22 protein-coding genes are annotated in these 26,490 nt (G+C 49.0%); 6 read left to right on the top strand and 16 right to left on the bottom strand.

The window, feature by feature from the left end; genetic code table 11:
* Positions 1-16 precede the first annotated feature (16 nt).
* From PAECUDRAFT_RS13165 to PAECUDRAFT_RS26120, 3 genes are all read right to left on the bottom strand, one after another.
* Positions 17-1,063, bottom strand: a complete 1,047-nt coding sequence (locus PAECUDRAFT_RS13165; protein ID WP_006038588.1) for a hypothetical protein — start codon at positions 1,061-1,063, stop codon at positions 17-19.
* Between the two features lie 354 nt (positions 1,064-1,417).
* Positions 1,418-2,701, bottom strand: a complete 1,284-nt coding sequence (locus tag PAECUDRAFT_RS13170; RefSeq protein WP_006038589.1) for an HNH endonuclease domain-containing protein — start codon at positions 2,699-2,701, stop codon at positions 1,418-1,420.
* 3 nt (positions 2,702-2,704) lie between these two features.
* Positions 2,705-3,877 (bottom strand): AAA family ATPase, encoded by a 1,173-nt coding sequence (locus PAECUDRAFT_RS26120; protein ID WP_199558755.1) that lies wholly within the window; start codon positions 3,875-3,877, stop codon positions 2,705-2,707.
* Positions 3,878-5,006: 1,129 nt separating this feature from the next.
* Between PAECUDRAFT_RS26120 and PAECUDRAFT_RS13180 the strand changes: the two genes are divergently transcribed.
* Together PAECUDRAFT_RS13180 and PAECUDRAFT_RS13185 are read left to right on the top strand one after the other, a co-directional pair.
* Positions 5,007-5,201: a VOC family protein gene (locus PAECUDRAFT_RS13180; RefSeq protein ID WP_006038591.1), complete on the top strand. Its 195-nt coding sequence runs from the start codon at positions 5,007-5,009 to the stop codon at positions 5,199-5,201.
* Positions 5,202-5,216: 15 nt separating this feature from the next.
* Positions 5,217-5,783 carry a YdeI/OmpD-associated family protein gene (locus tag PAECUDRAFT_RS13185; protein WP_006038592.1) on the top strand — a complete coding sequence of 189 codons (567 nt, stop codon included), beginning with the start codon at positions 5,217-5,219 and terminating at the stop codon, positions 5,781-5,783.
* A gap of 63 nt (positions 5,784-5,846) precedes the next feature.
* Here the strand turns inward: PAECUDRAFT_RS13185 and PAECUDRAFT_RS13190 are convergent, their stop codons facing one another.
* The gene (locus PAECUDRAFT_RS13190) at positions 5,847-7,295 is read right to left on the bottom strand and encodes a catalase (protein ID WP_006038593.1); all 1,449 of its coding nucleotides are present in this window, start codon (positions 7,293-7,295) and stop codon (positions 5,847-5,849) included.
* Between the two features lie 276 nt (positions 7,296-7,571).
* On the opposite strand from PAECUDRAFT_RS13190, the gene PAECUDRAFT_RS13195 reads away from it, so the two are divergent.
* Positions 7,572-7,868, top strand: a complete 297-nt coding sequence (locus PAECUDRAFT_RS13195; RefSeq protein ID WP_006038594.1) for a transposase — start codon at positions 7,572-7,574, stop codon at positions 7,866-7,868.
* A gap of 11 nt (positions 7,869-7,879) precedes the next feature.
* Entirely contained in the window at positions 7,880-8,740 is an 861-nt protein-coding gene (locus PAECUDRAFT_RS13200) for an IS3 family transposase (protein WP_233516762.1), read from the top strand.
* A gap of 284 nt (positions 8,741-9,024) precedes the next feature.
* Here the strand turns inward: PAECUDRAFT_RS13200 and PAECUDRAFT_RS13205 are convergent, their stop codons facing one another.
* From PAECUDRAFT_RS13205 to PAECUDRAFT_RS13230, 6 genes are all read right to left on the bottom strand, one after another.
* Complete coding sequence (locus tag PAECUDRAFT_RS13205) at positions 9,025-9,732, bottom strand: DNA alkylation repair protein (protein ID WP_006038596.1); 708 nt, start codon at positions 9,730-9,732, stop codon at positions 9,025-9,027.
* A 535-nt stretch (positions 9,733-10,267) separates the two neighbouring features.
* On the bottom strand, positions 10,268-13,180 hold the full coding sequence (locus tag PAECUDRAFT_RS13210; RefSeq protein ID WP_040712438.1) for an S-layer homology domain-containing protein: 2,913 nt from the start codon (positions 13,178-13,180) through the stop codon (positions 10,268-10,270).
* A gap of 167 nt (positions 13,181-13,347) precedes the next feature.
* Entirely contained in the window at positions 13,348-14,232 is an 885-nt protein-coding gene (locus PAECUDRAFT_RS13215; protein ID WP_006038598.1) for a formylglycine-generating enzyme family protein, read from the bottom strand.
* An 85-nt stretch (positions 14,233-14,317) separates the two neighbouring features.
* Positions 14,318-14,956, bottom strand: coding sequence for a glycoside hydrolase family 11 protein (locus PAECUDRAFT_RS13220; protein ID WP_006038599.1), 639 nt, complete (start codon positions 14,954-14,956; stop codon positions 14,318-14,320).
* 285 nt (positions 14,957-15,241) lie between these two features.
* A complete protein-coding gene (locus tag PAECUDRAFT_RS13225; RefSeq protein ID WP_006038600.1) occupies positions 15,242-16,411 on the bottom strand; it encodes a DUF4317 domain-containing protein in 1,170 nt (389 codons plus the stop codon).
* Positions 16,412-16,563: 152 nt separating this feature from the next.
* Complete coding sequence (locus PAECUDRAFT_RS13230) at positions 16,564-17,217, bottom strand: FusB/FusC family EF-G-binding protein (protein ID WP_006038601.1); 654 nt, start codon at positions 17,215-17,217, stop codon at positions 16,564-16,566.
* A gap of 342 nt (positions 17,218-17,559) precedes the next feature.
* On the opposite strand from PAECUDRAFT_RS13230, the gene PAECUDRAFT_RS13235 reads away from it, so the two are divergent.
* Together PAECUDRAFT_RS13235 and PAECUDRAFT_RS13240 are read left to right on the top strand one after the other, a co-directional pair.
* Positions 17,560-18,789 (top strand): aminopeptidase, encoded by a 1,230-nt coding sequence (locus PAECUDRAFT_RS13235; RefSeq protein WP_006038602.1) that lies wholly within the window; start codon positions 17,560-17,562, stop codon positions 18,787-18,789.
* A gap of 233 nt (positions 18,790-19,022) precedes the next feature.
* Positions 19,023-20,141, top strand: coding sequence for an IS110 family RNA-guided transposase (locus PAECUDRAFT_RS13240; RefSeq protein ID WP_006036924.1), 1,119 nt, complete (start codon positions 19,023-19,025; stop codon positions 20,139-20,141).
* A gap of 495 nt (positions 20,142-20,636) precedes the next feature.
* Here the strand turns inward: PAECUDRAFT_RS13240 and PAECUDRAFT_RS13250 are convergent, their stop codons facing one another.
* The 6 genes from PAECUDRAFT_RS13250 to PAECUDRAFT_RS26125 all read right to left on the bottom strand — a co-directional run.
* The gene (locus PAECUDRAFT_RS13250; RefSeq protein ID WP_040712443.1) at positions 20,637-21,743 is read right to left on the bottom strand and encodes a slipin family protein; all 1,107 of its coding nucleotides are present in this window, start codon (positions 21,741-21,743) and stop codon (positions 20,637-20,639) included.
* A gap of 956 nt (positions 21,744-22,699) precedes the next feature.
* Positions 22,700-23,143, bottom strand: a complete 444-nt coding sequence (locus PAECUDRAFT_RS13260; protein ID WP_006038604.1) for a GNAT family N-acetyltransferase — start codon at positions 23,141-23,143, stop codon at positions 22,700-22,702.
* A 131-nt stretch (positions 23,144-23,274) separates the two neighbouring features.
* Positions 23,275-23,844: an SF0329 family protein gene (locus PAECUDRAFT_RS13265; protein WP_006038605.1), complete on the bottom strand. Its 570-nt coding sequence runs from the start codon at positions 23,842-23,844 to the stop codon at positions 23,275-23,277.
* Between the two features lie 42 nt (positions 23,845-23,886).
* The gene (locus PAECUDRAFT_RS13270; protein WP_006038606.1) at positions 23,887-24,915 is read right to left on the bottom strand and encodes an HD domain-containing phosphohydrolase; all 1,029 of its coding nucleotides are present in this window, start codon (positions 24,913-24,915) and stop codon (positions 23,887-23,889) included.
* 27 nt (positions 24,916-24,942) lie between these two features.
* On the bottom strand, positions 24,943-25,308 hold the full coding sequence (locus PAECUDRAFT_RS13275; protein WP_006038607.1) for a response regulator: 366 nt from the start codon (positions 25,306-25,308) through the stop codon (positions 24,943-24,945).
* 30 nt (positions 25,309-25,338) lie between these two features.
* Positions 25,339-26,490 (bottom strand): response regulator (locus PAECUDRAFT_RS26125; RefSeq protein WP_040712564.1); only part of this gene is annotated, 1,152 nt, incomplete at its 5' end.

A 26,490-nucleotide genomic window follows, 5' to 3' on the forward strand; every position in this document is an offset into this window, starting at 1 on the left:
TCGCTAACTAGCTGCGTCACTCTTTCCCCAACTTCGTGCCTGTCACATCCTTCCAGTATTTATCGGAAGGGGCATCCTTATAGATCAAATGATCGAGCAGCAGCTGAAGCACTTCTTGTTCTTTGTTGTGCGCATCGTGCAGAATTTCGATGATTCTCTCGTCAATGGCAGCGCTCTTTCTGAATAACTTCTTAAGAAACAAATTTCTTGCATTTCTTATATTTTCATAAATGGTCGTGTACTGCTTGTGGATTTCCTCCCAATTACGCAGAAACCCGTGCAGGCCCATAAATTTAATTCTTTCGAGCATCAGAACCTTATGGTCATAGATAAGATGCAGAGGTTTGTAATCTGTAAAATCAGGATTTTCCTTCAGAAATGCGGCAAATGCTTTATAAACATTTATACCGTATTCGCCCGCAGTCGAATTTTTATACATGCGATATCGATCCGAAGTATTCGTTCCATTGAGATATTCCTTAATGGATTCCGCAACGAAATACACATCGAATTCATAATGCGTTTTGCTATAAAAGCTTAATAACTCAATGCCGCCCCGCCCATCGAAGTTATAATCTTGATCCTCGCCAATGCCCCGATAGGCCGCTTCTAATTGTTCGAACGATACGGTTTCATAAGAATAAGTATCTTTGAAAGTAAAGTCAGCAACGTAAAACAGCCTCTCTTCCAAATCGTACCCATAAATAAACAATTCATGAATGAGCGGCTCTTCGCAATTTTTGAAAAAATAGGATTGTTCAAACACGCCGAATATATAGTTATTTTCATTAATACACGAAATAAAAAACTGACAAATGTCTTTCGTCAGCATCGCTATTGTTTCTCTTCTTATAATCTGGTTGTAGGTCCAAGGACAATCCTGCTTTGCAGATGATCTCGGAAAGAAATCGATAACATAGCCTGCCTCGCATACAAGCTGAATATAGTTGCTATACAACCAATTGTTTGTCTCTTTATAGTTGGTAATAACCGATAAAAGATTAGCATGCCAAGTCCATGAAGTAATTGGCGGATAATTCATTGGCAGTATTTTTGAATGCATCTTTTTTCTCCTTTCATGCTGTTACGATGCGACATTTTTAGTTCGCAATTCCATTTTAATCTAATAGTATCATAGCATTACATTTTTATACAATCCGAATAACGCGCATGTATGCTCGCTGCTAATACATGACAGGTCTTCTAAGACTCCTAACTTCCAACGGACTCAGATGCCGCTATTTAAAGATAAATAGGCATGTTCCAATTGTAACGGACCCAGATGCCGCTATATCACTTCATTTCGGCTAAAATGTCCATTTTCACACCAAATAACGACGCTGAAGTCCGTTACATCGGAAAATGTGCCTTTTGGGCCATTATAGCGGCAGCTGAGTCCGTTAGAGCGCGGAAAGCATTACTTTATTCGAAGGGCCTTCAATTGGGCAATCTTGGCTTCATCGCACGCACTTAGAAAGCCTACCTGCCCGGCAATGTCTCGCCTAAACTTTAAAAAAGCTTCGTCGTTTATTCTGCTCTTATCCTCGATGAACCCAACGATTAACTGCTTGACCTCTTGTTCGCTATTAAAGATATCCTTGTGCTCATCGTACAGCTTTTTTATATAGGCATCTGGATAAGCTATTCTTTTCTTGATAAGCTCCTCCACTTGATTCCTATGATAGTTATACAGCGGCGCAATTTTGAACGTCTCTACATGCTCCTTGATCTCGTCTACCTTATCGTTTGCTACAATCGATATTTCATTGGTTACCACATCTGCTTGAAATGTAAAATAGTCGCCTATATGCTCCTCATGCGGATTTAGATGTTTAAAGGTAAACGCCTTATCTCGCTTTAACGATTGATTACACGATTTGCACACCGGCACCAGATTGTATAAAGACATCGAGAAGTAAGGGTAAATGCTTTTCGGCAAAAAATGATCAATATCGGCCCGCATCATGCCATTATCCGAATAGACTGGCGTAATGTATTGCCGATTGCAATAGGGACACACCCTCAGCTCGCTTTCCATAACAAAGCAGTAATCGTTCCAGTCCGCTTGAAAAATGTTGGTTTGCTTAAAATTGTCCATCGTAATATCCAAGTCGCGCAGCTTACGAAACGCCTGTCTGCATTCATCTACCTTAAGCAGCGGACCTGCAGGCAATAATCTCGCATGAATTTCGCCTGCCTGACTCGGATAGACGCCTGCAAGCAAACGGACCATTTCTTGCAAAACCACCTTGGTGTCATACACTCGTTGTCCTGTGTTTTGCAGCGCTTTTTCTTTGAAGTAATCGAACAGCTCGATCACTTTAAACTGACCGTATCCGAACAGCTTGTTCAGATGCTCTCTGTACCTATGCTTTTGTTTTTGCCCCTTTATATCCGTTCGAAGTACTCGGTTAATTAAGGGAAATTTCTGCTTGATTAACGTTTGCAGCTCCTCAAGGTCGGCGAACCTGCCCGTAGCGAACAGTTTGTACCGGTTTTTCACGAAGCCGATGAAATGAGCATGCTGGTTCACAAACCTTCGAACGGGAACATACGTTGTTAGCTTCAGCTGATTGAATTTTATAACCATATCGCGAATCTCGGAGTTCCCTATGCTGTCCACTAGCTTTGGCAATATGTTTTTCTTATAGTACAGCTGGTGTTTTCTCTCCGCGTCGCGTGACATCACTATTTTGCGCATCGTTTACTGCCTTCCATCGTTCGTCTTAATAATATGGTCGATTAGTTGATTTCGCTCTTCTACTGACAGATCATTATAGAGCGCTATCGTTTCTTTCAGCTTCGAGGACTGATACGCTGCCCTGATTTGCTGCAGCTTGGCATCAAAAGCTTTTCGGATGACTGGCTCGCCAATGATACTGATGATGTACGCTAGATAATCCAGCCTTTCATTCATGCCGCCCTCAACGCTTTGCGCTCCGTCTTCCTTCGACTTCATCTGAACCAACAGCTCTTCGAGCCCGCTATGTACACTTCTAATCATCCGATCCGAAAATTCTCCTGCCGTCTTGTCTACGAAGAAAGCGTCATTAAATAACGTATAAATATTTTGCCCAAACGTCTCCTGATGCTCCGTATTCAAGTGAACCTTTCCTTGCCTTAGATATAAAACCTGGCTCTTAGGAATGTCCGATAATAGGAGCGGAGAATGCGTCGTCAACAGGATCTGAACCTTGTAATAGGAATAGAGCGACGATACCGCATCTAATAAGGCGCTTACATATTTCAATTGCCACCGTGGATGATAGGACAGATCCGCTTCATCAATGAGCAGCAATACCTGCTCGCACATCACTTCACCGTTAATGAAATCATTCACGAGCTTCGTCCCTCGCCCTCCGTCCACCTCCGGCTTTAGAACCGCGTGCATGCGAGCGAAGAGGCTGAGCAAATTACTCTCTCCTGTGCTCAATTCCCATGAGAAGTTTAAATAATAATAAGGACGGCAGGTTCGGATGTAATGCTCGAAGAACGTTTGAAACAGCTTGGATTGGGAGTGGCTCGCCTCTAGCGCATGCATTTTTATAAAAGCCACAGATGAGTCAATAAGGTCCACCTCGATATCAAATGCATCCTTATGACTTATGATCCAGTCTATAAACTCCGCATAAGGTTTCAGGCGATCAAAGTAAATGGACCCAGCATCCAGCAGCTTTTTCATGGCTCGATTTAGAAAGCGACTGCTATACGCTAGAACCGAATCGACGCCCTCCTGATAAGGTTCATAGGCTTCAAACAAACAGCCCCACTCGTCTATTCGAATTGCTGGCCGGACGTAGGATTGCGCGACCTCTTTTATCCCGTTAATGAGGATATGCTCAGCCATTTGGTCAAACCATTTTTCAGTATCGCTCATTTGCAAGCTCCCTACGTATTCGTGAACCATATACAATAGTTCTCTTGTTTTTTCATGTTCAAGCGTTACTTCTTCCGTTTGATTTTCTGTTATAAATCTGGAAAAACTCTCTATATTCATTGCACCTTCTGTATTTTTTAAATTAACATTGCTTTTCACAATAGAGACTTTAAGGAAATTTGGAATTGTAAAAGGCAGCTGCATCTTTGGTTTATGCCGCTCATTACGAATCAGAAAATCCACTTGTCTGTAAATATCATTATTAAAGAAGTTGTAAATCTGGTTCTCTTCTAGCGTGATATGATGATTTTCCCTATTATTCTGAAAATCCCGTCTCATCAATCCGCCGATTGAGCCATCGAACACTCCACCTCTTTTACCATAGGCGTAATCTTGAAGATCCAATACATTGCTTAAGTAAATCAACTTCGTCTTCCGAATGAGTTCTCGAAAATCTTTATGATCCAACGGTTTTACTTGTGCCTTCTTGCATTCGGTATGATCGGTTTTGAAATCCGATAGATTCTGACTGTAGACGTATATCTCCGAGCTTGACTCATCACGAAATGCCGCCGCAAAGCTAATTAGCATGTTATCCTCTTCCAGTGCCAAGCAATCCATCACGCATTTCAACAGCGATGTTTTACCAGCACCGTTGTCTCCAACAACAACACTAACATTCGTGCAATTGTTTTCGAAAAACCCGTTAGGGAGCGCCCGTCCTTCCGAATCCTTGATCTTAAGCGTGCCGGAACTATATTCAAACTTATAGTCATTGCTGAAATGAAACCCTGTTTTTGTAAACACAGCATAGGATTCAATCCATAAATAAATAAGGTTCATCTTTCATAATCTCCTTGATATTGTTTATATCCATTTATCTTCAATCATGATCGGACATCATGTCAACTTTTCACATAGCTTTGAACCAGCAATAAACACTGACACACAGGTGTCAACAACGCTAGCTTATAATCAGATATATAAAGGAAAAGCCAGCTACGGAAGGGGAAATAAGTAATGAGCAGACTACAACCATTACGAGGTTTCGCAACGCCAGCATGAACTCGGGCTCATCGATCGCCGTTTCGCTCCGCCGCATGCAACCATTGGCCCCGGTGGCGCCATCATGTACTGGCATGTAGACGATGTAGAAGACGCGCTTGCTAATTTGAAAGCTATGGGAGCACAGGAATACGAGCCGATCATTCGCCGTGGGGAAGGATTCGTCACCGCTTCGGTCATTGATCCGTTTGGCAACGTGCTGGGCATCATGTACAACGCTCACTATTTGGAGATAGTGAACGCTAGAAAGCAAGGATAAGGAGCGATCCCTCGCATGATCATCAACAAACTCGTTCAAGTCCATTCTCGGCAGGAATGGCGGGAGTGGCTCACTACTCATCACGATGCGGAAGATTACTGCTGGTTAGTCTCGGCCGATCCTGTTCCTGCCTCCGCAGGTTACTTGGATTTTGTAGAAGAAGCATTGTGCTTCGGCTGGATCGACAGTACAACCAAGAAGCTGAACGACAGGCAAACCGCGCAGCGATTTTCGCCGCGCAAGAAGAAGAGCAGCTGGACCGAGCTGAACAAGGAGCGCGTTCGGCGGCTGGAGAAGCTGGGCCTCATGACGGAATCAGGGAGAAAGGTGCTGCCCGATCTGAGCGCCGAAGGCTTCGTCATACATGAGGAAATTTTGGCACTATTGCGTTCAGATGAAGTGCTCTATCGCAACTTTCAAGCGTTGCCCGACCTCTATGTTAGGATCAAGATTCATAATATCCAGTCTGTGCAGAAGGACGAAATGCTGTATCAGAATCGATTAGCTAAGTTTATTGAACAAACCCGCATGAATAAAATGTATGGGCAATGGCATGATGACGGACGGCTTCTGGCGTATTAGAACAAACAAAAAAAAGCGAGCACTTTTCGCAAAGTGTCCGCTCTCTTGCCTTGCTCTCCCCTCTTATCTCCCTTGCAGGCTGATCTGCTGGGCAACCCGTGTTCCGAGCTCCGCCGAAGCCTGAGACAGATAGCCCACCACGGTGCTTTGCGTCCCAGGCGATACAGCCGCCAGGTCTGCAGCCAAATTGCCTACCAAATGCTCCTGCTGCACAGGCGTGAGCGAGCGATAAAACTGCCCTGCCTGCGAGAAATTGTCTGGCTTCGAAATATCGGAACGCACAAGACGTCCCTCTACGAATCTGCCGCTTCCGCTCGTCTCCTGCGACGCTGGCGTCCAGTTTTTCTGGTGGTTGATCGGGATTTTGCGGAAATCCGGTCCCAATCGCCTGCGCTGCGAATCCGAATAAATATTGGTGCGGCCCTGCAGCATTTTATCATCCGACAGCTCCGCACCCTCCAATAGGTTGGATGGCGAGAACGCTATTTTTTCAACCTGTTCCATATAGTTATCTGGGTTTCGGTTCAATACCAATCGGCCAACCGGCTGCATCGGATATTTCGCTTCGTCCCAGATTTTCGTATCATCCAGCGGATCATACGGAAGCGCGGCTTCGTCCTCAGGGTTCATCAGCTGCACATAAAGCCCATATTCAACCGTTTTTCCCGTCGCTAACGTGTCATAAAGGTCCTGAGCAGCGATGTCCGGGTTCTCGCCAGCCAAGCGTGCAGCCTCTTGCCGATCGATATATTGCGCGCCGGCCAGCGGCATCCAATGGTATTTCACATACGAGCGGACACCCTGTGCATTTCGCCAAACGTAAGTGTTCACGCTATGGCCCCGGATATGGCGAAGACTCTTCACCGTACCAACGTCAGAGTAAAGCCAGACCACAAAGTTAGTCGATTCCGGCGCTCTCGCCACGAAGCTCCAAAATCTTTCGGGATCGAGCAAATTGTTTTTCGGCGATGGCAGAAATGCGTTGATCGTCTCAGGGAAACGAATCGCATCCCGTACGGAAAACACAGGAATATGATTACAGAGCAAATCGAACACGCCCTGCGGCGTATAAAATTTCGTGGAGAAGCCCCGTACATTCCGCGACGTATCCGGCGTCCCCCGATTGCTTACGGCAAGGGAGAACCGCACGGTAACGGGTACTTGCTGGCCGGGATTTTGCAGAAAACAAAGCTTCGTATACGCACCCATCGGATGGGTGGTCTGAAAGTATCCGAATGCGCCCGCTCCTTTCACGTGCACCGGCCTTTCAAGAATCTTGGTATGGATAAACTCCTCCAGCGTCTCGTGCAGCACCGAATCCTGCTCCAGCACGGGGCCACGCTCGCCCACCGTTTGCGAATGATACGATGCGGGCCGATCTGATGCCCATTTGTCTACGCGCGGCGCATTGTTTGCATCGTTTGCATGGTTTGTATTGGCTGCATCGTTTTTATGGATTGCCTTGTCCGTTTCGTTCCCATTGCTCGCATCGATTCCATTGTTTTCGTGCATCATTGCCCTCCCATGGATACGGATTAGTCTCCTTATACATGGTTTATGCTTGGCTATGTGCAGGTTATGACAGCGGAGCAGCTGCGCTGCGCGAGCGACTTCGCGGACGAACTTTCGAATCTCCTGCCCGCTTGCCTACCAATCTGCCTGATCCTCGCCCCATGCGATTCGATTCTCCCCTTGCCCCCTCTAACGGACTCAGTGAAGCTAGAATAAAAAGTGGACACGATGCTGAGAGATACAAGATAATAATCGCAGCAAAGTGAGGTGTCTGTAGTGAGCGAGCATCGCAAACGGTTTACGGAAGAGTTCAAGAAACAGACGGTAAAATACGTACAAGAACAAACGAAATCGATAGCGGACATTTGTGAGGAGTTAGGGATCGCTAAAAGTACGGTTCATCAGTGGATGAATCAGTTTAGGCAGTTCGAGAACGAATCGGTCAATTTGCCCGAGAAGATTCGTCAGTTGGAGGCACAGAATAAGTCTAAGGATCGCGAGTTGGCGGATCTGCGCGAAGAGATGGCGATTCTAAAAAAGGCACTGCACATCTTCAGCAAGGAAAGGAACTGAGGTTCCAATTCATCGAAAAGTATCGCTCCGAGTTTCGGGTGGAGAAGATGTGCCAGGTGCTGCGTGTTTCGCGGAGCGGATATTACAAATGGAAAACTAAGAAAATCAGTTCGCAAGCGTACCGTAAAGAGCAGGTGGTCAAGCGCATCTCCTACCACTTCAAGGATAACTCAGGACGTTACGGAGCACTTAAAATTACAGCTAAACTGCGTCTTGAAGGGCTCACAATCTCAGAACGAACGGTAGGCAAATACATGAGGGAGCTGAAGTTGCGAGCCTGTGTTTCTCGGAAGTTTCGGGTCACCACCACCGACTCGAACCATGATCACCCTATCGCGCCTAACCTTTTGAATCAGAACTTTAAGGTTTCCCAGCCGAATAAAGTATGGGTTGCGGACATCACCTACATCCCGTGCAAAGGGCAGAAGCTGTATTTGGCAAGCATCATGGACTTGTGTACACGTGAAATCGTTGGCTGGCGGTTGGACAATCACATGACGACGGAACTGGTCATGGGCGCGTTTGAGGCTGCTTATACGGCCAAGATGCCAAAGGAAGGCCTCATCCACCATTCCGACCGTGGAACACAGTACACCTCTAAAGAGTACCGAGCAAAACTCAAGGCATGCGGAATGATTGCTAGCATGAGCCGCAGGGGAAATTGTTATGATAACGCCTGCATCGAGTCATTCCACAGCATTCTCAAGAAAGAATTGATCTACTGCTCACCAAAATTCAAATCGCAGCAAGAAGCTTATACTGAGCTCTATCGCTACATTGAGTTTTTCTATAACCGAAAGAGGATCCACAGCTCGCTGGGCTATCTGAGTCCAGTTCAATTTGATCTGCAATTTTATAAGAAGGCTTCATAAATTTTCACAAGAATACGGTGTCTACTTTCTTGACTGCGGTCCACAGGAGCCGTTATTTCACGATAAATCGGCATATTCAAATCCTAACGGACTCAAATGCCGCTATTTCGCTCAAATGTGACGCAAATGCTCAATTACATACCCAATAACGGCGCTGGAGTCCGTTACAGCAGAGAACCTTGCTTTTTGGGCATTATAGCGGCACTAGAGTCCGTTAGAGCAAACGAGCAGCAAAAAAGCATTCCGACACCCCGAAGAATGTTGAAATGCTCAGCAAAAACGCATTAACACCGTACATGCTTGCGCTTAAACCCGATTTGCCCTCTGTCGATGGCTTTCTGAATATTATCCGAAGCGCTCAGCAGCTTGCGAGTCTTCGCATCCGCGCCAACCTCTACCGGCCCCACTGCCTTTGCGGTCTCGACCGCCTTATCGTGAAGCGGCACGTAGTTCACGCCCACCGTATAGATAAAATTGTTGATCGCATACTTCGCGCGTTCGGGCGCATCGTGGATCGTATTGCGCGCTAGTTCAAGCATGCCGGCAAGCTTGTCCGACGAGAACTCGCTATCCTTGCGGTTGCCGAGCAGCCAGCAATAGCAGCTCCAGCCGGCAGACATTTTCAGCTCTTCGCCGCTGGCAATCCAGCGATCCGCCACCTCTTGCGCGATATCCGTCTCTGCGAGCGTGACCGCAACCACATAATCGGACAGCATATAAAAATAAGCCGTATCAATCCAGCGCTCAAAATCCGCCGCCGTCATCACCTTCGGATCAGCAATAACGCCTGCAAAGTACATCGCATCGTAGTTACCCGTTGCGTACAGCTCTTCCGCTAACGGCTGATTCCGTTTGATTAGCTTAGCCATCGGCTTCATTCCGCCCGTCGCCACGCCGAACACCGGCTCATGCGCGCCATTGGACATATACATTTTCTTCGTACGCTCCTTGCCGAGCGACTCTAGCTCCTGCATCACCGATTCCAGATTCAAAGGGTAACACTCCTTCTGTTTCAAATTAGATTAATCGCGCCTAGCGCTTAACATCTAGCACCTAGCATCCTAGCATCTAACACTAACCTTTAGTCCGCCGGACCTGCTAATCCCAATCTTCCACTTTTCAATAATAATCATTCCATTCGAAATGAACAAATCCCTTGCTGCCCTGACGTTGTATTTTGTACAACGAGAAAGGTACGATCGGCCTTCTCCGAAGGTTCCCCATGCAGTTCGTGCAATGAGAATCGATCCATAAGACACTCGATGTGCCCAAAACATAGAAAGCAGCCTTTCCCGTTGCGCAAAATGCAATGACACCTTCCCACTTCCGCGTTCGAGTTGATTCCATTGTACGAACTGCAATGAGCAGCACAGGGCAAGCTGTTGCACGCATCAAAGCGAACTTAGGCACAGCGTACTCCGCGCAGTCTGCAACGCACCCATTGCGCCAAGCGCTGCAACGAGAAAAGAGTGTCCCTCTGCCATCGCGGCATTTGGGACACCCTTTCATGCAACATCACTAAATTAGCTAGTTGGAGCGAAGCTTCAGCAGTACCGTTACCGCCTCTGCTCGCGTCGTCTGCCCATTCGGATCAAACGCATTGTTGCCTTTCCCTTGTACAAGTCCAAGGCTCTTGATCGCTGTCACCGCATCGACGGCCCATGCCGGAATCGCCTGCTCATCCGCAAAGCCGGTTGCGCCCCCCGGCTTCAGCGCCAGCTTAAGCGCATGCGCGAGCATGACAGCCATCTCCGCGCGTGATATCGGGGCATCTGGACGGAAGCTGCCGTCCTCATAGCCGTTAATAATGCCTGCATGCACCGCCTGCGCAATCGCGGCCTGCGCCCATTCTCCGATACTCGCCGTATCGGTGAACGCCAGCTCCGCTCCTTCGCCTTGCAGCTTCAGTACATTCGTCAGCATCACCGCAAACTCCGCGCGCGTCACGGTTCGATTCGGCTTGAACGTGCCGTCTACGAAGCCTTTCACGATACCGTCGCTCACTGCTTGCTTAATGTTAGCCTCTGCCCAATGTCCAGCAATATCGCTGAAGCTGACCGTCGGCTTCGGATCCGTGCTCGGCGTTTCTTCCGCATTCGGGTTTGGCGTTGATGATCCACCGCCGCCGCTAACCGTCTCCAGCTTAATATTGCCAGCGTCGACCGTCAGGGTCTGGGCGAATGAAGCAGGCTGCTGCGCGGTTGCCTTCACGCGAACCGCAATCACGTCGCCAGCATTCGCACGAATATTGTCTACGGACGTATCCGTGATCGCGGTATAGCCGCCGCCATTCACCGCGTACTCCATTGCGCTCGTCACGTTGGTCAGCTTCGTCGTTCCAACGCTTGCGCCAACGGCCAATGCCGCTGTTGTCGGCGCGGCCGCAGGCTGGATGTCCGCAAGGCCGACCGTCAAGGTTTGAATGTCCGATGCCGGCTGCTGCGCAGTTGCCGCGATTCGCACCGCGATAACATCCCCGGCATTGACGCCAATTGCATCAACCGTTGTGCCCGTAATCGACGTATAGCTGCCGCCATTCACGCTGTATGCCATAACGCTCGTGACGCTGCTCAGCTTCGTTGTGCCTGCGTTCGTTCCCGCTCCCAAAGCCGCAGTCACCGGCGCCGCCGCTGCCTTAATGTCTGCAAGGCCGACCGTCAAAGTTTGAGCCTCCGATGCTGGCTGCTGCGCGGTTGCCGCAATCCGAACCGCAATAACATCTCCCGCGTTGACGCCAATCGCATCAACCGCTGTACCCGCAATCGCCGTGTAGCTGCCGCCATTCACACGATACTCCATCGCGCTCGTGACATTGCTCAGCTTCGTCGCGCCTGCTGTCGTGCCCGTTCCCAGCGCAGCTGCCGTCGGCGCCGTCGCTGACTTAATATCCGCAAGGCCGACCGTCAAGGTTGTCCCGCTTGCAGGCGTCACCTTCACGCGGACATGAAGGATGTCCCCCGCATTAGCAGCAATGTTGTCGACCGCATTAGCGCTGTTCACATCTGTAATAATCGGAATATAAGGCCCATTATTCACGCTGTACTCCATGCCAAGCGCGACATTGTTCAGCTTTGTCGTGCCGGAGACGCTTCCTTGGGAGAAGCCTGCCGAGTCCCAGCCATGGAAGCTCGCCGTTGTCGTCCCCAGCTCGTTGCCGATTAAACCGCCTACCGTGCTCATAACCGTTCCGCTCACTGCTCCGGTGGCATAGCTATGATCAATAAGAGAGTAATTGCTGCCGGCTAATCCGCCGACACGCTCTAATCCATGAACACCGCCTGTAGCATAGCTAAGGTCAATCAAGCCGCCATTGTTAGCGCCAACCAAACCACCTATGTCCGCAGATCCCGTAACCTCGGCTGTGGAGTAACTGCTGTGGATCGGCGTGTAATAGCTATTCATGCCAACGATCCCACCTATAAAATAGGTCCCATGAACGCTCCCCGTGGTAGAGCTATTCTCGACGGTTCCGAACTGCGTAATGCCGGCAAGTCCGCCTACATACAAATCGCCTGTAACGGACACATTTTCCAGCTTTACATTCCTAATTGTGCCATTATAGACGGAACCGAATAACCCGACGGAAGACTCGCTCGGCCTGTTAATCGTTAGTCCCGTTATGACATGACCATTGCCGTCAAAAACGCCTCCGAACGAAGCAATCAACGTACCGATCGGAGCCCATCCGTCTCCGTCTCGATACGGACTCACGTCCAGGTCAATATCTGCAGTCAGCTTATAGCTGGCATCCAGCTTATACCGGACCGCGTTGAGATCGTCCGCAGTCGCAATCTCATAAGGATCATCTGGCGTGCCCGTTCCGAATACGATCCTGCTCGACTCTACGTCATAAGCGTAAGGATTGTCGGATTCATCCATCAACGTCCCTGCTTGAATCTTGATGACACTGTCATCCGCGCCCGCCAACGCATCTTTGAACGTAATGACAAGCTTGCTCGACGCAGCAGTAGATTCCGTAATCGCCACCGTGTCGTCCGCATCTAGATTCGCGAATACGCTGCCGTTGCTAGCTTTTTTAATAAGAATGCCGCTCTTCAAATCAGCGATAGCCTGCTTCGCAAACACATTGAACGTTAGCGTAACCGTCTTATGGTCCGCGCTAGTCGTTACCTTCATTGCGCTATCCAGCTGCACGTCTCTTACTTCGCAGACTTTAGGAACTCCGGGCGCCGGGTCACCGAACACCGTATTGGAGCAATCTACTCCCCCTATGAAGATGTCAGACGCATAATCCCCATTGCCGTACCGCACTTCCTGCTCACCTTGAAAATAGCAATAATCCCCTTCATCCGCGCAATAGGTCCAGCTGCCGTTAGCCGCTGCCGCCGACTTCGTTGCTTGCCCAGGAGCCAGCAATCCCGTCACGCCGCCCAGCACCATCAGCATCACTAGAATGACGGACAACCCTCTCTTCCACATCAAACGCACCTTCATCCCCCTCAAAACGCTCATCATTTGCTAAAAGTAAGTATAGCACACCCTATCACCTCAATATGACAAAAAGCGACAAAAAAGAGCCCTTGATATAGGACTCTAGGTCTATCTCAATTTCATAAAATAAAATACTTCGGCCTTCCGCTCGTTACCTACTCGCCACGGCTCACGCGAAACCCTTGATCCGGGCCGAATCCATTCGCCTCGAACTTGCCCCGATACGTTAGCTCGATGCTGGTTACGTCGCCCATCCAGCCGCCGCCCTTCAGCGCCCGGTAAACGCCGCTAGCAATTCCAGCTGCCTCGTCTTCGTACCAATCCCAAACCCACTCTCTCACATTGCCCGACATATCATATAGTCCCAGCTCATTAGGCTTCTTGCCGCCTATCGTTTGCGTTTGATTGTGGTTCTGCTCGATCGCCGGCCAATTCCAATCGCCCAACAACCGCTTGTCTCCAGCGTTCCGCCAATACCAGGCCACCTCATCTGCATTATTGCTTCCGCTGTACGTGTAGCCCTTGCTCTTCCGGCCTCCGCCTGCGGCATATTCCCACTCCGCTGCAGTCGGCAATCGGTAGCCATTCGCTCCCGCATTGATCGTTACGGTCCATTTCAGACTATCGTACTCGCTCTTGTTATTCGGGTCCCGTTTACTCTTGTTTATATTGTAATAGGGGGTTAAGCCCTCTCTTATGCTCCGCTTATTGCAGTACGCCACAGCGTCATACCAACTGACCATCTCGACTGGCAAAGCGCTGCCCTTGAATTGGGAGGGATTGCTTCCCATCACCTCAACCCACTCTTGCTGCGTAACCTCGTATTGGCTGATATAAAAGTTCGATAGGGTGACCGTTTTTCCATAATAGCTGGACTTGGCATTCTTGAAAGCCCCGCCTTCAACGAAAACCATACCGTCAAGCCGGACTGCCGCGTCGGCCTTCTGAGCTGGCGATTCAGCTTTCTCTAGCGTTTCTTGCGAACAAGCGCTGGCGATCGCCATCATGGCGATTAGTAGAAAAACCAATCGTTTTCGCATGGACCCGTCTCCTTTAAATAAAGAAAAGCCAGGGGCGATGCCGGATACCCAGCCGCCCCTATGCTGCCTGCCTATCGCCTTCTGATTACCACACCGTGACGTTCGAGCTGCCGCTGCTTTGATAGCCCTCTGTCGCAAGCACCTGATACGACCAACTGCTGCCCAGATTCATGCCTTTGCTTTTCCATGCGTTAACATGGTTGCTGAACGTAATCGCGACGTTGCTGCCGGTCGCCCGCTTCGACTGCCGGACACTCCAGTATTGGGTGAACGTTGCCGTGCCATCAATCGAAGGCTGGTTTACTCGCTGCGTCGTGTAAATATCGTACGTGCCGCCATCGCTGGTCACCGTGCCTTTGAACGTTCCCGTAGGACGATAAGTGCCCCAGCTATCTACCACGTAATATTCAATGAGGGAGTTCCGCGTCCAGCCATACAGCGTCAAATAGCCGTTGCCGTTCGGCGCCCAGACGCCGGCATTGTAGTTGATCGTCCGGGAAGCCGATCCGGTATTCCAGCCTTTGCCGACAACGAAGTTTCCGGTGTTCGACCAGTTCACGCTGTAATTGCCGCCGGATCCATTCACCGCGTTGACCGTTCCGCCGCCATCGGTCCAATTTTGCCAGTAATCGGTTGCCGCCGCATTCGTCGTTGCCGCAAGCGCGCTAAAGCTAAGTGAAGCTGCAAGAACCGCCGTCAAAAACTTCTTATTCCATTTGAACATCATTTACCCTCCCAAAAGTAAGTGATTGGATTGATTGGTCATGCCACTACTTCCCTACATACCACTTGCCGCCTGTCTCGCTGTGCAGTATATAACTTAGCCTGTGCCATATTCCGTGATCGCTGCTTACCACCTCCTTCTTAAGAAAATTATAGAAGTAAGCGCATACATTAGGCACTTGACTAATTAAAGATCTTACTTGAAATAGTATAGATCCGTCGTGGACGCATCGATAAAAAGCCCCGGCGCATGAGCGCCGAGGCTGTGTTCACGGTAAAGAAAAAGCTACATTGTCTCCGTATTTAGCGTAAACCCTTCGATGATCGTATCCTCGTCGACCTCGATCATGATGCATCGTTTGCCTTGAAAATTCACTTGCCTTACATATTTCAAATCCTGCGGGCTGATCGAAATCGTCGCGACCTTCGTTTCGATCTTGATCGATTTCGAAGTAAACTTCGGAATGACGCTGCTCGCTTTCATTTCATAATATTTGTCGTCGGCGACCGTCTGGAACGCTTGCTCCACCTTTTCCTTCGTCACATTTTCTATGCCGCTCACCGTCAGCACGCGCTCCACATCGGTATAATCCAGCTTAGGAGCCTCTTCCCCCTCATGCTCCTCGATGACCCGGTGAATTTCCTCGTATACCTGCGCAATCGTCGAAGCGTCGAGCACCTCTCCCGCTACTTCCTTCACGATGTCCTCAAACATCGTCCGCTCTTCATACGCCGTCACGGTTTTCTCGGCATTCAATACTTTATCGATAAAATGCCAATTCGGCTCATTCGCTTTCCCCGAACAGTACAGGACTCGATTAACGTCCGAATAGTTGTCCGTCACGCTCGGGAAGAAGAACCCTTGCTCCGGCGTGTTCAATTTGATAATCGGATCGACGAACACATTGTATTTATACTCCCGCTCGACATAGTCGAACATGAGCGTCTTGCGGTGATGCTCCGTGGAATTGACGCTGCACAGGATGAACGGATGGGCGAACATCTCGTCCTTCTCGCTCGTCTCGGCTTCATCGTTTCGAACCTTAGTCGGCCGAGAATACTGTCCGCGAACGAACGTAATGACCGTATCCCGCTCATAGGCCGTATCCGCCAGCATTTTTTCCACCAGAAGGATCATCAAATCATGCCATTCATCCGGATCGCCGGTCACCAGCGCTTGATGCAGCAATATGCGCGAAGGCTCTCCCGCCTCCACATCCCCCTGAAACGTTAACTCGAACAGCTTCTGATCCAGTTCGCCAGTCAGCAGTTTCTTGAAATTGCCCATGTACAGCTCCTGCTTCTCCCGTTCCAAAAGAGCAAACGGCTGGCGCTCATAGTGATAGATCTCGTTGGTTTCCTTCATAATATACACGTTGAGAATCTCGTAGAGCGATAGCATTTCGTGATCCAGCTTCAGCTGCTTGCGAATATGCGCGAGTTCTTTTTTTATCATAGCGTTTTCGGACAACTCCTAAGGAATGAGATGGTTCTATCAGAATAAACGATGGAGCCGGGCATTTGCAACGCGTTCCGCGCATATTGGGGGCTTGGCGCATGCATTGCCGAACAAAAAAGGAGCAAGCCTGCTAGGCTCGCCCCCTCCTTTTATCCTATTACATGATGAATAAACCGTTCCAGGTTCGTCTCATCCGAGATGTTCTTGTTGCATGCTTCGCTATTCGTGCACATATAATTGCCGACCGCTTTGTAATAGTCAGGCGATGCATTAGCCGGTTTGGTCTTGGTTATCGCTGTAACCAAGCTAAGCTCCCCGCTCCGGTTGCATAAGCAGCAATAGCCTTTCTTATTCGTCGGCGTATTCCGGCCCTCGATGCCGATCCATTGTCCATCGCGGTTGTACACCATGAACAGCTTGTTCGTCGCGATATCGATCCAGCTCAGGTACGTCACATAACGATAATCGATCGATGCCAAGTCAGGAGCCTTAAGCTTCTTCACTTTGGGGAACAGCTTCTGAATCTGCTTCTCCGGTATGCGCGGGAACTCCAGCATATACGGCTCCAGCTCGCTCAGATACTTCCGGCAATCCTCCGCTGATCGCAGCTCAGCTATTCGGTCCACCAATGCTTTCTGGGAATCCGCTGCACTTGGGAATTGCTCCAGAATTTCAAAAATCGCGCTCGATCGAATCGCTTCCACGACCTTCGGATCAGTGGCCGCTTGGCAAGCCTTCTGCAATTTATCGACATGCTTCTTCATGAAGTTATATTGATGGTTTCTAATGAATGGTTCTGTCATGTTCTCAGCTCCTTATTTGTAATAACACAAGTAAATAAGGTGCAAAGCCCATTATTAGAAACGACCAATGCTAGTTTGGGCGATCTTATCCTCGTTACGCCCCATGCAAAGTATCGCCCTATTCTATAGGCTTTGCACGAGACGATGCAATCTGGCAATCGCGAATTACCATGTTTAACACCCCCCACTTGAGACTAATATAAGGGAAAGTGGTTGTTGGTGCAACTGTTTTGGCGGTGCTGCAGCTAGGAGGATCGTTCCAATTATCCAATTTCGACCATTAGGCGCTTGGTTCCCTCCCCTTAGAGTGGTACACTCTCTTTAATAAAGGAGGAATGCACGATGCCAACTACTGCAGATTTGGAAAAATACGCCGACCTGATCGTCCGAACAGCGGTCCATATTCAACGGGGACAAGTACTCTGGATCAATGCTCCCATCCATACGCCGGACCTCGTGCGCCTCATCGTGAAGCGCGCTTATGAAGAAGGCGCCAAGCGGGTCCATGTCGAATGGCAGGATGAGCAGCTTACCAAGCTGACGTACGGTCTGGCACCAGACGAAGCGTTCGAGCAATATCCGGCTTGGCGGGCGCAGGCGATGAACGAATTAGCGGAGCAAGGCGGCGCTTATTTGTTCATCAAGTCCGACGATCCCGAGCTGCTCAAGGATATCAATCCCAAGCGGCTCTCGGATTATTCGCGCGTCTCCTCAGCTGCGCTTGCTACGTTCCGAAAATATATGTCCTCGAAGCGAATGACGTGGTCCATCGTTGCGGCTCCTTCGGACAACTGGGCGAAGCTCGTCTTCCCCGCGCTGGATACGCATGCTGCCGTCGAGGCGCTGTGGGAAGCCATCTTCCGTGCCGTTCGCGTCAAGCTGGACGATCCTGTACATGCCTGGGCAGAGCATAACAGCTTCTTGCTCGCTAAGCGCGCCTATCTCGACGCCAAGCAGTACAAGAAGCTTCATTACCGAGCTCCCGGCACGGACCTCGTCATCGAGCTGCCGGACAATCACCTCTGGAACGGCGGCATTTCGAAAAACGAGCAAGGCAATACGTTCAACCCGAACGTGCCAACGGAGGAAGTGTACACGGCACCGCATCGGAACGGTACGCACGGCGTCGTGCGAAGCACGAAGCCGTTAAGCTACCAAGGCAACCTGATCGAAAACTTCAGTCTAACGTTCGCTGACGGCCGCGTCGTCGACTTCCAAGCCGAGAAAGGCTACGAATCGCTCAAGGCGATGCTGGATCTGGATGAGCACTCGCGATACCTCGGCGAAGCCGCCCTCGTGCCGCATCGGTCGCCGATCTCGGATTCGAACATTATTTTCTTCAACACGCTGTTCGACGAGAACGCCTCCAACCATCTGGCCTTGGGCAATGCGTACCCAACCTGCGTGCAGGGCGGCGCTGCCATGACGCGTGAAGAGCTGGAGCAAGCCGGCCTGAACCAAAGCATCCTGCACGTCGACTTCATGATCGGCTCGGCCGAAATGGACATCGACGGCATCACGAGGGATGGCAAGGCCGAGCCGGTGTTCCGCAAGGGCAATTGGGCGTTCTAAATCGTCCTAATTACTAAGACAACCTCGCGTTTTTAGGCGCGAGGTTGTTTTTTGCGTGCTTCAAAAATAGCTAGCCAGTCGTTGATACAACGTTGCCGTCCACCCATCAAATGCTAGCTATGATGAACGTAAATAAGTAACAGCTCTCCGTATTTGCTTCAGGTCGTAGGTTAAAAATGGATAGTGTGAAAACCACCATTTTCAGAGCTACAAGCAAAAGGAGAGCTGTTACTATGCATTCTGCCACAAAATACATCGGTTTAGATGTGTCCAAAGAAAAAATTTCTGTTGCTATTGCTGACGAGGGAAGAGAAGCGCCTCGTTACTACGGAACCGTTGCGCATACCCCGGCTGCCCTTCGAAAACTAATCAAAGAGTTAGGTCCGGCGGGAAGCCTTTCGTTTTGTTACGAGGCTGGGCCGACTGGCTACGAAACCTATCGCTGGATTGAAACAATGGGCGCTAGCTGTGTCGTCATTGCTCCCTCTCTCATCCCGAAACGACCAGGCGATCACATTAAAACCGATCGTCGAGACGCGGTGCAACTCGCTCGACTATTCCGTGCAGGAGAACTGACGCCTATTCATGTTCCATCGCGTGACAGCGAAGCATTGCGAGACCTTGTTCGTACTCGTGAAGCTGCGAAAGAAGACAAGCACCGCGCTGCACAACGCATTTTGAAGTTTTTGCTTCGTCACCAGATCCATCCGCCCGTAACGATAAAACGTCGGTGGACCAAAAAGTATCGGGAGTGGCTTGGACAGCTTACTTTTGAACAAGAGGCGCTGCAATTTTGCTTTACTGAGATGCTGCATGCCCTCGAAGAAATTGAACAACGCATGGCGCGAATTGAAAAAGCACTATTCCAATTAGGCACCCAAGGCCCTCATGCGTCAATTATTCAGGCCTTGCAGTCCCTGCGCGGCGTCGCTTTGCTTACGGCAATTACAATCGCCGCCGAGATTGACTCGTTTGAGCGCTTCCGGTCACCTGCGCAATTAATGGCCTATTTAGGCTTAGTTCCGCGCGAACACTCGACAGGGCAAAGTGTAAAAAGAGGAGGCATGACAAGAGCCGGCAACCCTCATTTAAGGCGAGCCTTGGTAGAGTCTGCCTGGAGTTACCGTCACCGCCCATCGGTAAAAGGGGAATTGGCAAAACGGTTAGATGGCATGCCGCCCAACTTGCAACTACTGTCCTGGAAAGCGCAAGAGAGATTGCATAAGAAGTATCGCCGGCTTGTTTTTGGAATGAATAAGCACAAAAATGTGGCAATTGGAGCAGTCGCTCGTGAATTGGCTGGTTTTATATGGGCGGCCGCTCGCACCTGTGACCAAACAAATTTAGCCTAGTTCTAGGCTGTATTCAAACACGCCAGAAAGAAAAACAATCTCGAGCACTAGGCCCGGGAGCAAACGAAGGTTCAAGAGAGAATCCACGTGGTCCGTTTGCACTAAGTTGAAAAACTGAACGTGCGTTGCTAGCTTGTGATCGCTCTCTTTGACGAAGGCATAAAATGTGGTAACCAACCCACGGATAGCAGCGTGCCAACCGTCGCTCGCATATTTGCTCCCGCGCTTAGTGCTTGAGAAACTGCATGGAAATACTGGAGAGTTGACTAAAACGTTCATAGCAACGGACCGAGCGGCCCTTATTTGATCAAAATCGGGCATATTTGTGCGCTAACGGACCCAGCAGCCTCTATTTGCCCGCAATCGCCCTCACGAGGCAGCAAACTAGCTAAATAACGGCTGTGGTGTCCGTTACAAATGCAGCGAGCACTTTTGGAGGGGAATAACGGCTCTGGTGTCCGTTACAACAACTTTGCCTAATGCCACCTCTCGCCACTACTGCTTCGCGCCGGCAAGAAGCGAGTTCAGCTGCTCCAGCAAATTGCCTCCGCCAGTGAGTGAGATCGTCCCGATCTTCTCGCAGATTTTCTCAAGGAATTCGAGCTCCTTCAAGCGGAAGAGCGTCTGGTTCTCGTCCATCAGCTTCGCGGTGTTCAGCAGGCTGCGCGTCGAGGCCGTTTCCTCGCGGCGGGTAATCAGATTCGCTTGCGCTTTCTTCTCCGCCAGCAGCACCGTGTTCAAAATCTCCTTGATATCCCCCGGCAAAATAATGTCTTTAACCCCGGCGGACGAGAATGTTACCCCATACTCCTCGCTCTTCTCGTTCAGGCGGGAAAGCACGAATGCGGCAATCTCTTGCTTCATTCGCAGCAGGTCGTCCAGCTTTAACGTCCCGACATATTCCCGCAGGATCAGCTGCAGCAGAATATACACTTGATCCTCGAAAGCCTTGAACGCCAGCGCCCGCAGCGGATCAACGATCTTGTACTGGCAGACGAAGTTTAGGCGCAGCGTCACCTTGTCCTCCGTCATAATTTCTTGTCCCGTCATATCCAGCTGCTGATGGCGCAAATCCACGGTTTTAACAGCTGCCTGCACAGGCCCTCTCCAGAAATAGTATTTGCCCGGAGCAAGCTCCTGCTGCATCACGTTGTTGTAAAACAGCAGCCCCGTCTCGTGGCTCGCCACTTCGGACGCATAGAGGTAGCCTACGACTTTCGAAAATATCGCTTCATCTATTTCTGCACCAACCATCGGCTGCCGAATATCGACTCGCGTAAAATCATGCTGCTTCAGCACGTTCCAGAACGCATATTTCCCTGGCGTCAGCAGCGAAACAAACTTGCCATCCTCGTAATGAAGCACATACTCATGGTCTTGTACATTCACAACGGTAAGCTCCTTGAGCAGCTGCTCATCCTGCAAAAATAAATTCAGATCCTTCCCCTGCACGGCGAAAGGCTTCGTCACATTCAATAGCACAATTTCATCATCGGAAAATGAAGCTAACCGGTGTACGCCCGGCTGCAAATGCTTCACATAGCTGCCCTTCTTAAACAGTAATCCCCGCTCGTCTGTTTTGACGATCATCTTTTTAAACATTGTTGATCCCCTCATTTCATAAGCCCTGCTTGTCTTCTTGCGACCTTGGTAAGGAAATCCCCCTGACTCGGAGGCGGAGCCTTGCTTAAGGATGGAATTGCTGTACCTGCACACGAAATGTTGGAGATGATGATGACGCACTCTCCTTCAGCACGCCCTCGCCCATCCTTCCATTGCGCGGCCTGGCACTTCTTCTTCCATCCGGTACCCACAAGGCTGCAGAGCAGCTTCATCAGCGCCTGCCCGAAGGCCGGCCGAGGATTCCCACTAACAGGTCAGATCGGATTGTTCGCATCTCGATTAGAAGTCGAGTACTCTACCAATTGAGTTAATCGCTGTCTTAGCGATATGGGATTTGAACCCATACATTGTGTGAGAAATGCCGGAAGCTGCGTTACAGTATACTTGTTCACAACGTGACAGGCACTGCCGGACCATTTGAAATCCGAGCCTAGGTAACGAAACGTTTTTCCAACACCACTCGTATCCTATATTCGCTTATTTTGGCAGCAACGAACATGGCGAAAGTATTACGACTGAGAAGAAATTTTCCAATTGGTGAATAATCAAGAGGGTCATCGTCGAAGAGGATGGTAAGAAGGGACGTGTTTTGTTTTTTGCGTTTTGGAACAATTCGATCAGGCTAATGCATTCCTTACACTTAAGGGGAATATTGTGATTACCCTCGCCTTTTTTGAGCAAAGCGAAGGGTTTGAAATAACTGAGAAACAAGCCGAACCACTTGGAATCCTCATTTTAGAAAAACCGATAATTATGATGAAATATTCGCGATTGATGTAAACGGTTACATTGGAAGCAGCACAAAAAAGAGAGATTGAATATGCTAAAGAAAAAGGAAAAGAAATTTATTACTACTCTAATGGCGAAATTCCTTCAAATGTTTTTAACTAAATATAAATAACAGATTCGTTGGCTACTTGCACCAATATAATGCTTCATTGAATATAAATCTCCATTTTCTTAAAGCGTATGCCATGATCAACGAATAGCGGATGGTCAAGCCAGTCAGACACTTCTTGAAAGTTAAGCTTCCGCCAAAAATGAACAGAGCTATTTCTAGCATACAGCTCCACTTTATTACTACCATGATCTGCAAGGTACTCCAATACTTTTTGCCATATCGCTTTACCAATACCTCTGCTTCGCATCTGTGATGATACGGCCGCATGCCTTAATTCGATAGCATCCTTGGTTATCATTAGTATAAATACGCCGATAACCCTTTCTTCTTCAACTGCGACGAAGGGGATCTCTTCCCCCTCCAGCTTTAATTCATTCCTTATTGACTCATCCATTCCATACGGCTTCCACATTTCTTCAAATAAGAACTGGTCAGCTTTCTCAACTAAAAGCTTATCCACAGCAATAATGACGTTCAACCTCTATCACCCTCCTTCAACAAAATGCGGCTCAGAAATTCCTGTTGCAAAGGACTGAGCCACCCGCGGTTGCAACCCAGCTTAAACGTTTTTTCTCGTGTGATCCAAATTAGCTTGGCAACCCACCATAATCACAACGCACTGCGCCGCATCTCGTAGAAATACTGCACGCTCGGATGCTTTAACTTGATTGGCTCGGACATGCTCAAAATGCGCTTCTTCCCAATCCGTCGGTCCACCAAAGCTAGAATATTCAACAAGATATCGCTGCTCTCCATGCTGTCCTCAATCGAACTGGATAAAAACTTATTCGCGACAACGACAAAATTGGATTTGCTTAAGGCGGACTGCGCTGACAAAAGCTCTTTTGCAATTACGGATATTTTCCTGCCTCTTGCCATGACGAGCAAGCGATCCTCCGGAACCTTTCCGTTCGTTTCTCGCCGAATCGTATCTATTTCTTCATTAGTAATCGGAATTTGGATATCGGGATCGTTCTTAATCTCCAGCTCCGACTGATACCACCTGATTGATGTCGTTTGATCGCTCATATTAAGCACATTCTTCTTGTCGACTGTGATGTAACATTGGCCTGCTTTATCGGGTGAGTACCGATAGCTGGTTGCACGATATTCGAACCTTCCCGCTAATGCGGGGCTGAGAAAGCTTTCTAGCTGCTGCTTCATTTTGCTCCAGGACATGGTTCCTCCTATGGGGTGTGCTATCGTATCCGACCACGATTATTAGCTTGATTGTTCGCCAATTAACTGAACGAATACATCCACTAGCTGCGGATCAAAATGTTTCCCTCGTTGCGCTTCTATTTCTGCAATCGTTTCTTCTCTCGTCCACGCCCTCTTATACGGACGCTCGTGCGTCAATGCATCGTAAAAATCAGCAAGCGCCACAATGCGCGCCGCAAGAGGAATTTCTTCTCCTGCTAGCCCTTGAGGGTAGCCGGAGCCATCCCACTTTTCATGATGTGATTGCGCGATGTATTGAGCCAGTTTCAAGAGTTTAAAAGAACTGCCTTCCAGTATGCTGGAGCCGATTGACGTATGTGACTTCATACGTTCAAATTCAAATGGCTCAAATCTGCCCGGCTTGAGCAATATTTCATCAGGGATGCCGATTTTGCCTATATCATGCAAGGGCGCTGCCATTTGAATCATACTGACTTCCTGTCTGGAAAGCCCTAATCGTTCAGCAATTAACCCTGATAAAAAACCTACCCGCTGCGTGTGTTGACCCGTTACATCGTCACGATATTCTGCCGCGCGTCCAAGAAGCTGTAAAATTTCCGTTTGCGCTTGCTCCAGCTCTTTCGTGCGCTCCCGCACTTTTTCTTCGAGTTGATTGTTATGTTGCTGCAATTGAATATGAAGAAATCGAGTCCGGAGCAAATTCGTAATACGGAGAATCACTTCTGTACGATCATAGGGTTTGGTTAGAAAATCGTTAACGCCCGCCTGCAAGCCTTTCTGTTTGGCCTCTGTCGTCAAATCTGCTGTTAGCATTAACACCGGCAGATAGTCATCAGATTCTGACTTTTCCCGAATCATTTCAAGAATCGCAAACCCGTCCATCTCCGGCATATGCAGGTCAAGCAGAATAATATCCGGGGCGACTTCCGTAAGCAGACGCTCAACTTGAAGGGAATCCATTGTGCTATAAACATTTTTGAATCCTGCCCGCCCCAGAATTCGCTCCAGCAAACTGACATTATACTCCTGATCGTCTACAATCAAAATGCTGGCTGTCATGACTTCCATTATAGGCTCTCCATTCATCTATCTTTTCTACAGCCCTAAAGCCGCATTTATTTTATTAAGCAACCTTTCCAGATCAACCGGTTTGGTGTCAAAATCGTCGCAGCCTGCCCGGTATGCTTCCGCTTCATCCCCCGCCATTGCATGGGCAGTTAAGGCGATCACCGGAATTTGTTTCGTATCATCGGTACTCTTGAGCAATCGAGTTGCCTCCCACCCATCCATAACAGGCAAGCTCAAATCCATTAGAATCAAGTCGGGACGGTGCTGGATAGCCAAATCCACGCCCTCTTTCCCGTCTTCAGCTGTCAGAATTTGAAACCCTTTTCGATTCAATCGTCGGGTTAGCATATCACGATTTAATTCGTTATCTTCCACAAGAAGAATCGTATGCACTTTGAGCCACCTCATCACATCTGATTATCACTAATTATGTGGTTCCACTACAATAAATCGGCGAATTTCCGTCAACAGCGTTTTGTGGTCGAACGTCCCTTTTTGTACGACCCCTTTCACATAACCGTTCAGCTTCAAGCGGTCTTCCGCCGTTATTGATTTCGCTGTTACGACAACAATCGGTATCTCACTCCAGGCTTCCTGCTTGCGCAGTTCAGCGATGAATTGAAAACCGTTCATCTCCGGCATCATGAGATCAAGCAAGATCATTTTGGGCGCTGCACCCTCCATACACGCCAAAGCAATTCGGCCATTGGGAGCCTGAGTCACGGAATATCCTTCTTTTTGCAACAGCCGGGTCATTAACTCACTTGTTGCTGCATCATCCTCAATAACCAGAACGGCATGATCCGCGCGCTTTGATACATATTTATCCATCATCTTAATAAGATGCTCTCGGCTGATCGGCTTCGTCAAAAACTCAGAAGCGCCCAGTGCGTAGCCCAAATGATTATCATTGGTCATAGACCAGATAACGACAGGAATGCTTTGCAATTCGGGATCGTTTTTAATGGCCGATAACACACTCCAGCCATCCATGCTCGGCATGAGGATATCGAGACAGATCACTTTTGGACGCAGCTTCCTGGCTAATTGCAACCCTTCCTGTCCATTGGAAGCGAAAGCTAGCGTCCATCCTTCGTTGGCCAGATAGCGTTTCATCAATTGGTGATTAAATGGATCATCGTCAATCAGTAAAATGCTAATTCGACTGCTATCTTCCCTGTAATCAAGACCATCTGTTCGCCATTCACTCTCCTGTGTTTCTTCCTCCATGGAAGACGGGAGCCAACAGGTAAAAATACTTCCGGCGCCCATTTCACTCTCCACTTGAATAGATCCGTCCATCAGCTCGCTGAAGCTGTGACTAATCGCAAGCCCAAGCCCCGTTCCCCCATATTTGCGCGTTGTAGAGGAGTCTGCTTGCATAAATGGCTGAAACAACTTTTCAACCTGTTCCGGCGACATTCCAATCCCGGTATCCTTAACACGAAAACAATAACCTGTTCGCCCTTTGCGAGGCTCGCGATTCACTTCAAGAGAGATCGTACCGTTCTGCGTAAACTTGCTTGCGTTACTGAGCAGGTTAATCAGGATTTGTCTCAATTTCGTAATATCGGT

The organism is Paenibacillus curdlanolyticus YK9, assembly GCF_000179615.1.
GTDB lineage: Bacteria > Bacillota > Bacilli > Paenibacillales > Paenibacillaceae > Paenibacillus_T > Paenibacillus_T curdlanolyticus.